The sequence below is a fragment of the Actinopolymorpha alba DSM 45243 genome, from assembly GCF_000373925.1.
Taxonomy (GTDB): Bacteria; Actinomycetota; Actinomycetes; order Propionibacteriales; family Actinopolymorphaceae; genus Actinopolymorpha; species Actinopolymorpha alba.
The window spans coordinates 85,775-96,237 of the sequence record NZ_KB892758.1 but is presented as its reverse complement, the minus strand read 5'-3'; the positions used below and the strand labels follow the sequence as shown (position 1 = coordinate 96,237).

At 67.6% G+C, this 10,463-nt stretch carries 13 protein-coding genes and 1 pseudogene; 8 read left to right on the top strand and 6 right to left on the bottom strand.

What is annotated here, in order from left to right; genetic code table 11:
• From B141_RS0119340 to B141_RS51535, 3 genes are all read right to left on the bottom strand, one after another.
• A partial coding sequence (locus B141_RS0119340; protein ID WP_020576835.1) for a sigma factor occupies positions 1–328 on the bottom strand: 328 nt, incomplete at its 3' end.
• Between the two features lie 82 nt (positions 329–410).
• Positions 411–1,094 (bottom strand): NAD(P)/FAD-dependent oxidoreductase, encoded by a 684-nt coding sequence (locus tag B141_RS0119335; protein ID WP_420313597.1) that lies wholly within the window; start codon positions 1,092–1,094, stop codon positions 411–413.
• A gap of 17 nt (positions 1,095–1,111) precedes the next feature.
• Positions 1,112–1,222: an FAD-binding protein gene (locus B141_RS51535; protein WP_237742736.1), complete on the bottom strand. Its 111-nt coding sequence runs from the start codon at positions 1,220–1,222 to the stop codon at positions 1,112–1,114.
• 144 nt (positions 1,223–1,366) lie between these two features.
• Here B141_RS51535 and B141_RS0119325 point away from each other — a divergent pair, with 144 nt between their 5' ends.
• The 3 genes from B141_RS0119325 to B141_RS0119315 all read left to right on the top strand — a co-directional run bounded on the left by B141_RS0119325 (position 1,367) and on the right by B141_RS0119315 (position 4,114).
• On the top strand, positions 1,367–2,035 hold the full coding sequence (locus tag B141_RS0119325; RefSeq protein WP_020576834.1) for an ArsR/SmtB family transcription factor: 669 nt from the start codon (positions 1,367–1,369) through the stop codon (positions 2,033–2,035).
• A gap of 29 nt (positions 2,036–2,064) precedes the next feature.
• The gene (locus B141_RS0119320) at positions 2,065–3,315 is read left to right on the top strand and encodes an MFS transporter (protein WP_020576833.1); all 1,251 of its coding nucleotides are present in this window, start codon (positions 2,065–2,067) and stop codon (positions 3,313–3,315) included.
• Between the two features lie 178 nt (positions 3,316–3,493).
• Positions 3,494–4,114 (top strand): dihydrofolate reductase family protein, encoded by a 621-nt coding sequence (locus tag B141_RS0119315; RefSeq protein WP_026257372.1) that lies wholly within the window; start codon positions 3,494–3,496, stop codon positions 4,112–4,114.
• A 131-nt stretch (positions 4,115–4,245) separates the two neighbouring features.
• Here B141_RS0119315 and B141_RS41550 read toward each other — a convergent pair whose 3' ends face one another.
• Positions 4,246–4,809, bottom strand: coding sequence for an RNA polymerase sigma factor (locus tag B141_RS41550; protein ID WP_020576831.1), 564 nt, complete (start codon positions 4,807–4,809; stop codon positions 4,246–4,248).
• The gene (locus B141_RS0119305) at positions 4,778–5,428 is read right to left on the bottom strand and encodes a hypothetical protein (protein ID WP_020576830.1); all 651 of its coding nucleotides are present in this window, start codon (positions 5,426–5,428) and stop codon (positions 4,778–4,780) included. Before B141_RS0119305 ends, B141_RS41550 begins: the two co-directional genes overlap by 32 nt.
• A gap of 262 nt (positions 5,429–5,690) precedes the next feature.
• Here B141_RS0119305 and B141_RS51530 point away from each other — a divergent pair, with 262 nt between their 5' ends.
• The 4 genes from B141_RS51530 (at position 5,691) to B141_RS0119285 (ending at position 8,826) form a co-directional block, all read left to right on the top strand.
• Positions 5,691–6,029 carry a YciI family protein gene (locus B141_RS51530; RefSeq protein WP_026257370.1) on the top strand — a complete coding sequence of 113 codons (339 nt, stop codon included), beginning with the start codon at positions 5,691–5,693 and terminating at the stop codon, positions 6,027–6,029.
• Between the two features lie 38 nt (positions 6,030–6,067).
• Complete coding sequence (locus B141_RS0119295) at positions 6,068–7,189, top strand: RNA polymerase sigma factor (protein WP_020576828.1); 1,122 nt, start codon at positions 6,068–6,070, stop codon at positions 7,187–7,189.
• Positions 7,190–7,271: 82 nt separating this feature from the next.
• Entirely contained in the window at positions 7,272–7,622 is a 351-nt protein-coding gene (locus B141_RS0119290) for an ester cyclase (protein WP_084678385.1), read from the top strand.
• Positions 7,623–7,662: 40 nt separating this feature from the next.
• Complete coding sequence (locus tag B141_RS0119285; protein ID WP_020576826.1) at positions 7,663–8,826, top strand: NAD(P)/FAD-dependent oxidoreductase; 1,164 nt, start codon at positions 7,663–7,665, stop codon at positions 8,824–8,826.
• Positions 8,827–8,904: 78 nt separating this feature from the next.
• Here B141_RS0119285 and B141_RS0119280 read toward each other — a convergent pair whose 3' ends face one another.
• A complete protein-coding gene (locus B141_RS0119280; protein ID WP_420313596.1) occupies positions 8,905–9,270 on the bottom strand; it encodes a nitroreductase family deazaflavin-dependent oxidoreductase in 366 nt (121 codons plus the stop codon).
• Between the two features lie 843 nt (positions 9,271–10,113).
• Here B141_RS0119280 and B141_RS41545 point away from each other — a divergent pair.
• Positions 10,114–10,463 (top strand): annotated as a pseudogene (locus tag B141_RS41545) (HNH endonuclease); the annotation flags it as partial.

Genomic DNA, 10,463 nt, shown 5'->3' with positions numbered 1-10,463 from the left:
CCATCGACACGCTCTCGGCGAGCTCGACGTCCTCGGCCACGTCCGGTGCGGTGAGCAGCGGTTCGGGCAGCCAGGGCCCGACGTACGCCTCCTTGCGGCGCTTCATGGTGCGCAGCCGGTTGAGCGACTGCCTGGTCGTGATCCGGACCAGGTAGGCACGCTGGTCNCGCACCTGCCCCACGTCGACCNTGACCCACCGCAGCCAGGTTTCCTGAAGGACGTCTTCGGCATCCGCCGCCGACCCGAGCATCTCGTAGGCGACGGTGAAGAGCAGGTTGCGGTGGGCGATGAAAGTCTCGGTCGCCGGGTCAGTGGCGTGGTCGCCCATAGCTCGATCCTCTCCCTCACGGCCGGCCCTGGTTGTCGAACACCGATGAACGCATGCGTGCGGCGCCGCCCCCGATGCCTGGCTAGGCTGTCCGTTCAGCAATGGTCGGTGCCTCGCCGCGCTTGGCCCGCAGTAACTGCTGGCGCTTGTCATCCTTGATGAACCAGCTGTACGAACCAGGCTTGCGTGCCTCGTTCGCCAGCTCCTTGAGCACGCCCTTGATAGCAGTTTCCTTGATCGTCGCGGCAAGACGGCCGCCGATGTAGAACCCGTTCGCGGTGTCATCCTTGGAGGCGAGCTGGGCGGTGGCGCCACGACGCCCCAGACCGATGCACTGGCCGAAGAACCCCATGTTGATCCGCGCGGGTGGCTCACCCGTGATCCGGTTGAGCACCGTGTCGGCGGCGTGCGCGCCCAGTGGACGCGCGGACTGGCAGCTCATCCGCAGCGGCAGCCCCGACGGTGCCGCCGAGTCCCCAGCCGCGACGATGCGTACGTCGTCCACGCTGGTCAAGGTCTCGTCTGTCAGCAGGCGGCCCAGGGCGTCGGTGCTCAGCCCGCTGCGCGCGGCCAGGTCCGGCACGCCGAACCCGGCGGTCCAGATCGTCACCCTGCTCGGCAGCGTGCGGCCGTCACCGAGCCGCACTGCATCGCGCGTCACAGCCGTCACGTTCGCGCCGGAGCCTTCGACCACGGTCACACCAAGCTGGGCCAGCCGCTTGGCCACCGAGTGTCGACCCCGCCGGTGCAGGTACGGGCCGAGCACCTCCCCGCAGACCAAAGTCACTGGTTGATCAGCGTCACTGTCACGTCGTCGCGCTGCGTCAGGCGATTGGCCGCCATGACCCCGGCGTATCCGCCGCCGATCACGACCACCTCGGTGTCCTCAGTCATGGTGTCTCCTTCGTTCTTGGGGTTCGGCCTCAAGACACCGCGTGATCGATCGTTGTGACAGTGCGCGAGACAAATCACTCCACCCCGCAGCTTTCTGCCCGCGACCCCTCATACACTTTTCCACGGATCTATGGAGGACTGTTTATGGGAGACCCCACCCGCAGAGCCGCTTTGTACGAGGCCCTCGCCACCACCGGCAAGGCGCTGTCCAACGGCAAGCGCCTGGAACTGCTGGACCTGCTAGCCCAGGGCGAGCGCAGTGTGGACGCCCTCGCCAAGGCCGCGGGCCTGGGCCTGACCACCGCGTCCGCCCACCTGCAGACCCTCAAGCAGGCCGGCCTGGTTGCCACCCGCCGAGAGGGCACCCGCATCCACTACCGGCTCGCCGGACACGACGTCGCGCAGCTGTTCGCGCTGCTGCGTGAGGTCGCCGGAGTTCACCAGGCCGCGGTCCCAGCCGCGCGGGACGCCTACCTCGGCGCTGCCGACGCGGAGGAAGTGACCCATGAGGAGGTGCGGGCCCAAGTGGAGGCCGGCGACGTGGTGGTGCTGGATGTGCGGCCGGTGGAGGAATACCTGGCCGGGCACATCCCTGGCGCCGTGTCCATCCCGGTCGCCGAGCTTGCCGAGCGGATCGGCGAGCTGCCCGAGGACACTGAGATCGTCGTCTACTGCCGCGACTCGTACTGCGTGCTCGCCTACGACGCGGTACGGCTGCTCGCTGACCACGGGCGACGGGCGCTCCGGCTGAACGACGGCATGCTGGAGTGGCGCCTGGCCGATCTACCGGTCACCACCGGCGAGCTGGCATGACCGGCAGCCTCCCGAGTGAGAGACCCACAGTGACGATCAGCACCCCTGCCGCGACCGACCTATCCCCCCATCCACAGGCGCAGCGTCGCATCCTGGCCGTCCTGGTCACCGCGCAGATCCTCAGCGGCGCCGGCCTGGCCGCCGGCATCACTGTCGGCGCCCTGCTCGCCCAGGACATGCTCGGCTCCGCCAGCCTCGCTGGCCTGCCCAGTGCCTTGTTAACCGCTGGTTCCGCCCTCGCCGCCGTCGCCGTAGGACGCCTGTCCAATGCCCGCGGCCGTCGTCCGGCGCTGGCCGCCGGCTACCTCACCGGCGCTCTCGGCACCGTCGGGGTCATCGCCGCTGCCGTTGCCGACAGTCCCGTCCTGCTTTTCGTATCCCTCTTTGTCTACGGCGCTGGTAGCGCGACCAACCTCCAGGCCCGCTATGCCGGCGCCGACCTGGCCGCCCCCGCCAGCCGGGCCCGCGCCATCTCCACCGTTCTCGTCGCCACCACCCTCGGCGGCGTCGTTGGACCCAACCTTGCCGCACCCACCGGCGACCTGGCCGAGGCGCTGGGCATCCCCCCGCTGGCAGGCCCTTTCCTTCTCGCCGGCACCGCCTACGCGCTGGCCGCACTCGTCCTAGCCGTCTGGCTGCGCCCCGACCCCCTCCTGCTCGCCCGCGCGACCTACGCGCAACTCGCCAACACACCCACCGACGGCGCCGTCACCGAAGCTCAGCGGCCCGGCTCCGGTCTGATGTTGGGGGCCCTGGTGATGGTCCTCACCCAGCTGGTCATGGTCGCCATCATGACCATGACTCCCGTTCACATGCACGACCATGGGCACGGGACCGCCGCCGCCGGCCTCGTCATCGCTTTGCATGTCGGCGCCATGTTCCTACCCTCCCCGCTCACCGGGCGGCTGGTCGACCGGTACGGCGGTACCAAGCTCGCCATCGCCTCCGGTGCCACCCTCCTTGCCTCCGGACTCTTCGCTGCCCTCGCCCCAGGCGGTTCGGTCACCCTCCTCGCCGTCGGCCTCGTACTGCTCGGCTTGGGCTGGAATCTCGGCCTCGTCTCCGGCACCACTCTCATCACGGGCGCCGTCCCGCTGGCCACGCGCGCCAAGACCCAAGGCACTGTGGACGTCGCCATTGCCATCGCCGGGACCACCGGCGGCATGGGCTCCGGACTGATCGTCGCCGCCACCAGCTACCCCACCCTCGCCATGGCCGGCGGCATCCTCACCCTCCTTGCCATCGTGCCAGCCGTCACAGTCACCGCCAGACGCCGCTGACCCAGGATTCAAGTCGGCCTAGACCACACGGACCGCATCCGTGTCCATGTGGACCGGGTCCGCAGGATTCCGGACGTGTTGGTGCGGACGCCCACGGAGCCCTGGCCGCTCCATGCTGATGCTTGACAGGAAGCTCGCCGCGAAGGCGACGGCAGGTCGCCACGAGGAGGACAGAGCAATGACCAAACGTATGGGCAGGGTGACCGCCGACATCACGATCACGGCCGACGGGTATGTGGCCGGGCCCAACCAGACCGAGGAGCGCCCGTTCGGTGATGACGGCGGAGACGGCTGGGGCGACAGGCTGCACGCCTGGATGTTCGAAACCCCCGAGGAGAACCGGGCCGAGGTCGAACAGATGACGGCGCCCGGCGCGGTCATCATGGGCCGCAACATGTTCGGCCCGGTGCGCGGTGAGTGGAATCGGGACTGGAAAGGCTGGTGGGGCGACAACCCGCCGTTCCACGCTCCGGTCTTCGTGCTCACCCACTACCCGCGCGACCAGCAGCCGATGGACGGCGGCACCACCTACCACTTCGTCACCGACGGACTCGAATCCGCGTTGAAACAGGCGCGTGAGGCGGCCGGGGACGGCGACGTGATGATTCAGGGTGGCGCGAACACGATCAACCAATACCTCGCCGCCGGCCTGATCGACGAGCTTCGGCTGCACATCGTGCCGATCACGCTCGGCGCCGGCGCACGGCTGTTCGACGGTGTCCCGCCGCTGAACCTCGAACAGGTGGAGTCGCGAGCGGCGAGCTCGGTTGCGCACGTGACCTACCGCGTGCTGTCCTGAGCAGAAGAGCCGGTGCTCACTGAACGGCTAGATCACGAACATCGACGGCGATGTCGGCCAGGAGCACCCGGCCCGCACCACGAAGGCGTCCAGGACTTCTTGCGGGCGGTTGGTCGCAGGGTCACCCTGACTCATCCGGGACTGTCCACGCGCAATGTCGAGACGGTGTCCTGACCTCGGTGAGCACCGGCCTCATATAGGAGGCTTCGCAATTGTGTGCGCGCGCGATGGTAGCAGCTGCGGATAGTGCTTGATCGCTTACCTAGGACCGTGGCCACTTGGACATGCGTGAAACCTTCCCAGTGCACCAAGCGGATGATCTCGGCATCGAGGGGATGGAGACGGGCGAGCGCGGCTCGCACGTCGACGGTTGCGTCAATGTCCGGATTGGGTGTCTGCATCAACTCGGTCCGAAGACGTTCGGTGAGTGCCGAACGTCGGACCTCGCCGCGCCGGTGGTCGGCGAGCACGCGGTTCGCGACGCCGTACATCCACATCCGCGCGCCGGCGTCGTCGGTGGGGAGCTTTTCGACGCGACGCCAAATGACCAAGAGCGTCTGGCTAAGCAAGTCGGCGGCATCAGCGGGCTGGCGGACCCGGCGGATGAAGTAGGCCAGGAGGCCCCTCGCCTCGTTGTGAACCAATCGCGTTACGCGCTCCTCGTCAGGGCGCACCGTCTTGACCTCCTGGCCCACGACACGACCACGAGCCTCCCGTCACCCTGGGGACACCGGGCTGGTTGGCGGCCGTCAAGCCCGGCACAGCCTCGAGCGTGCGGCTGGTCAGGTCCGCAGTAAGCGCGTCGCCCAGCGCGGCGGCCTCATCATCGACATTGGTCCGGTCGGATGCGGGCACCGAGTCGATCAGCCGCTGACCGTAGCCAGTCCAGTCGGTGTCGGCGACCAGAACGTTGATCTGTCCGCGTTGGGTGGACGTGACCCCGGAGAACTCGATAAAGGCTTGGCAGTGGACCATGCGATCGCGGTAGTTCACGTAGTCAACAGGGATGGCAGTCGTGGTGCGCTCGAGGCCAGGCTCGAGTGTCTGGAACGGCGCGATGTTCAGCTGATGGGCCGCGGTGGTACCCGCCCCCACCAAGGCAACGGCGCTGGCGGCGACCAGCGGGACGGTCCAACGCTTCCTCCCTTGGAGGCGTCGTAGAGACTTCCTGCCCAGCGACTCTTCACGAGTCCGGATGAGCAGGTCAGTGATGGTGTCCTCGGAAACGGACGCGGCAGGGTCCGGCGGCGGCACCAAGACCGGGTCGAGGTCGGGGCATCCGAAGCGTCCATCGTCGGCGTGTCGGCTCCTCATGACAGGTCCTCCTCTCGGTTCGACACCCTGTTCATGGCCGGCATCAGTCGAAGCGTTGCACCCGCTCAACCGCACCGCGCAGTCGCGGCCTTGCGTCCTGGACACGGAGCGTCTGGACGCCGCCGCTCTCGCGATCGTCAGGCAGCCGATCGGCATGCTGTTGCCTGCCACGGTTGATGTGGTTCGCGTGGCCGGTGGTGTGTCTCTTGCGCAGCTGCTCGTTCGTCGTACAGGTGAGAGCACACTGACTCCGGAGGTTGCGATGCAGTACGCCTTGCTGATCTACGCTGAGCCTGGCTATGAGGAGGCGCTGTCGGATGTGGAACGGGAGGCGGCACACGCCGAGTATCTGGCGTTGGCCGACGACGCCCGGTGTATCAATGGTGCGCGACTGCAGCCGGTCGCGACGGCGACCTGCGTGCGGGTGGTCGGTGGCCGGACGCTGATGACCGACGGCCCGTTCGCGGACACCAAGGAGGTGCTCGGCGGCTTCTGCCTGGTCGAGGCAGCCAATCTGGACGAGGCGATCGAGCTGGCGGCGCGCATCCCCGCCGCCAGGCCAGGCGGCGCGGTGGAGGTCAGGCCGGTGGTGCAGCGCTGACCGAGCTGGAGGAGGTCTTCCGGGACGAGTGGGGCCGGGTGCTGGCCTCACTGGTCGGGTTCCTCGCTGACTTCGAGCGGGCCGAAGACGCTGCGCAGGAGGCATTCGCGACCGCGGCACAACATTGGCCTGCGTCGGGCGTACCGGCCAACCCGGGTGCGTGGCTGGTGACGACGGCCCGCAACCGAGCTATTGACCGGATCCGCCGGGAGCGCACCCTGGCCGAGAAGATCCACCTGCTGCCGGCAGCCGAGGCCGTCATGGACGAATTCGACGACACCGTGATCAAGGACGAACGGCTCGAGCTGATCTTCACCTGCTGCCACCCGGCGCTCGCGCTGGAGGGGCAGGTGGCACTCACGCTGCGGGCCCTTGGCGGCCTGCAGACCGCTGAGATCGCCCGGGCGTTCCTCGTCTCCGAGGAGACAATGAAGCGGCGCCTGACCCGCGCCAAGACCAAGATCAAGGCGACCGGGATCCCGTTCGCGGTTCCCGACGCACACCTGCTGCCCGACCGCCTCGATGCGGTGCTGGGCGTCATCTACCTGATCTACAACGAGGGCTACAGCGGCCGCGTCGACCTCGCCGCCGAAGCCATCCGGTTGGGGCGAGTTCTCACCGCGCTCATGCCGGACGCGCCGGAGGCACACGGGCTGCTCGCGCTGATGATGATCCACCACGCCCGCCGCCGGGCCCGGTTCTCCGGCGAGGATCTGGTGCTGCTCGACGATCAGGACCGGTCGCTGTGGGACATGCGCCAGATCACGGCGGGACGGGCAGTACTCGACCGGGCGATCGCGCTGGGCGGGCGCGGTGCCTACGTCGTGCAGGCGGCGATCGCGGCGCTGCAGACGGCCGAGCGGATCGACTGGCCGCAGGTGGCCTCGCTGTATCTGCGGTTGGTCGAACTCACCGGCTCGCCGGTGGTGGAGCTCAACCATGCCGTGGCGGTCGCCCAAGCCGGCGATCCCGCCGCGGCATTGCGCGCCGTCGACCGCCTCGACCTGGACGGCTACCTCTACTTCCACTCGACCCGCGGCGAGATGTTGCGGCGTCTCGGCCGCGACGAAGATGCCCGAGCGGCGTACCGCCGGGCGCTCGAACTGGCCACCTCGACTCCCGAGCGGCGGTTCCTGACCCAGCGCCTCGAACTTCTCTGACCCGGGCTGTCCCCTCGGCGAATGCTCGTTCGTCGCCTGAGTATGAGCGACGACCGTTCGTGCCGTCCGCGCGACCACCCGAATGTTCCTATCGACTCGTCCCCACGTGCTTAGCCGCACCCCGTTACCGATACAAGCGACCGGGGCGCAAGCAATCAAAGAGGTGTACGCGACGCTCCACCGAGCGTTTCCCGACCTCCACATCACGGCCGAGGATTTGATCGAAGAGGGCGACAAGCTGGTCGCCAGGCATACGGTCACTGGCACCCACCAGGGCGAATACATGGGCCGACCACCAACCGGAAAGCCCGCTACGTACAACGAGATCTTCATCCTCCGCTTTACTAACGGCCGAATCGCTGAGACCTGGGGAGTCGTCGACGTCCTCTCACAGATGAAACAGATCGGCGTGATTCCCGCAAGCTTTTCATGACCACACCAACGGAGAGCCTGAGAGACGAAACGGGGACATCATGTCCGACCAGCACACTCACGTGGTCGTCATCGGCGGTGGATACGCCGGGACGGTTGCGGTCAACGGCCTGCGCCAACGCACGGACGCCGACATCACGCTGGTGAACCCGCGCGCGGACTTCGTTCAACGTATCCGGTTGCACCAGTTCGTCGCCGGCACCGGGACCGCCACCGTCGACTACGACTCGCTGCTCGGCGACGGTGTCCGCCTGCTTGTCGACGCCGCCGCGCGAATCGACAGCGATACCCGAACGGTAAAGCTCGCCTCCGGTCGGAAACTGGACTACGACTACCTCATCTATGCCGTCGGCAGCACCGGCGGGACGTCCTCGGCCATGCCCGGCGCGGCCGAATTCGCTTATCCGATCGCGGAGTTCGAGTATGCGCAGCGCCTGCGGGACAGGCTGGCGGACCTGCCCCCGGACGCGCCGATCACCGTCGTGGGCGCCGGCCTGACCGGCATCGAGGTAGCCGCCGAGCTAGCTGAGCAAGGCCGGACGGTCAGGCTGGTGTGCGGCGGAACGCTGGCGCCGTCGCTGAGCGCACCGGGTCGCCGTTCGGTGGCCAAGCGGCTCTCCCGGCTGGGGGTCGAGGTGCTGGAGACCGCAGCGGTCGCCGAGGTGCGTTCCGACGCGGTGGTGTTCGACAACGGTGCGGTGCTCCCGAGCGCGGTGACCGTCTGGACAACCGGTTTCGGAGTGCCCGAGCTGGCCCGTGTCAGCGGGCTGCGCACCGACGCCTTGGGCCGGCTACTCACCGACGAAACGTTGACCAGCATCGATGACGACCGTGTGGTCGCGGCGGGGGACGCCGCGGCACCGTCGGGACAACCGCTGCGGATGAGCTGCCAGGCCGCGGGGCCTATGGGCGCGCAGGCCGCCACCACCGTGCTGAGCCGGATCGCTGGCGAGCAGCCCGCCACGATCAACCAGGCGTTCCTCGGCTCGTGCATAAGCCTGGGTCGGCGCGCCGGGATTTTCCAGGTCGCCCGGCGCGACGACACGCCCTTGGACGTCTTCATTGCCGGCCGGGCAGGGGCCGCCATCAAGGAGGCGGTCTGCAAAAGCACCCTGTGGGGGATCCGCCGCGAGGCCACCAAACCCGGCTCGATCCACTGGCGGAAGGGCGGCCGGCGGCCCGCTCGTGGGGAGCTTTTGGGCTGACATCGAACTGTGCTGTGGAACGACCGGCCAACGGGAAAGTGGCTCGAGCCTGCGATCCGCAACCGCGGGCGTATGCTGTCACCGCAGAGTGAGTCGGATCACCGGGTACTCCCGGTTGGATCTGCTTTGGTACTTCGCCATGCGGGGCTGGGCGGCGGCGACGCGCTGCCATGCCTGCTCACGGTCGACTCCATCGAGCCGGTGCGGCGTCACCGACACGGCTTCTTGGCCGGGCAACTCGATCGACGCCCGGTCGGGGTGCGCCATCAGATTGACGTACCAGTCCGGGTGCAGGCTCCCGCCGCCCGATGCGACGATCAGCCGGGCATCCTCGCCGTCGGCGAACCACGTGACAGGCGTTTCCCGCGGCTGCCCGCTTCGGCGACCCACAGTGTGCAGGATCAGTACGTCCATGCCCATGAGCTTGCCGCGTCCACGTCGGATCTTGCGGTTCGTACGGGCGTTCGCTTTCTGCTGTAGCCACCGTGACAGCGCCCCGGGCGTACCGGGCTTGCGCCCTCCGCGACTGGCTGCTTGCTCGTTCCGTGTCATTGCCTAACTCCAGGCGGTCAACGTGATGTCCATTGCCGGTCACGCTAGGCGCGGCTAGGTCCTGGGCGCTTCTCGATTCCTGATCGGTCTGGTGACGCCGCCCACCCCACCCCCACGACAGAGCCAGATCCACAGCAATTCACCGCATCTCAGGGGTCGATGCGCGGATCGTCCCGGCGCTTCGGGGCTGCGAGTTCCTTGACCGATACCCAGGTGTTGTTCGAGTACCTCGCCGTCCACTACGGAGTGGTCGGTCGTCAGGGCTAGTAATACTACAGCCGTAGATCGTGATCACGGCTGAGTCCCCTTGTGGGTAAGGGCTCTCGGACGTGGACTGTTGGTGCGTGACGTTGGGCGGTCGGCGCAGGGGTTGATTGGTGGGTGGGAGGGGAAGTGGACGCGCTGATGTGTCGGGTTGGTTGCTGGTTCGCGCGGCCGCAGACCCGGCGGGCCGCGCGGGATGCGGTGGGTGGGCCGCTCGCGGGAGCCGCCGGCTTATCCGGCGAAGCAGTGGAGACTTTTCCGGGTCAGGACACGGAGAAGTCTCCACTGCCCTCACATTGATCAGCAAACCTCAGCGACCGGTCTATTCAATGGGCCTGCGGATCGTTTAGTGAACCTCCACAAGGGGTCACGGAAAGCAATTCATAGCTACACAAAATTACATTCCGGGGAGCCTTCGAATGGCTCTTTCGGGCCGGGTGATTGTCGGTGGTCGCCGATAGTGTTCCGGTCATGGAGATAACGACCGGCGCCCCGCCCACGCACCCGGTGCTGGGCTTGATGGGCGCGGTCGATTCCATGCTCGCGGACATCCTGGAATCCCCCATCTGGTCGTATACGGATGCCGAGCGCGCCGAGGCTGTGGAGCTGGCACATAAGATCGTTGGTCGGTCTGAAGCGCTGCGGCTTCGGACCATCCACGACGTTGATACCCATGAGCTTGCCTCGCAGGCTGGTGCGACGTCGACGGCGGCGTGGCTGCGGCACAAACTGCACCTTCACCCCGGCGCGATAGGGGCGGATGTGAAGCTGGCCAAGGCGTTGGAGACCAACCTTCAAGCCACCGGACAGGCTCTTGCCGC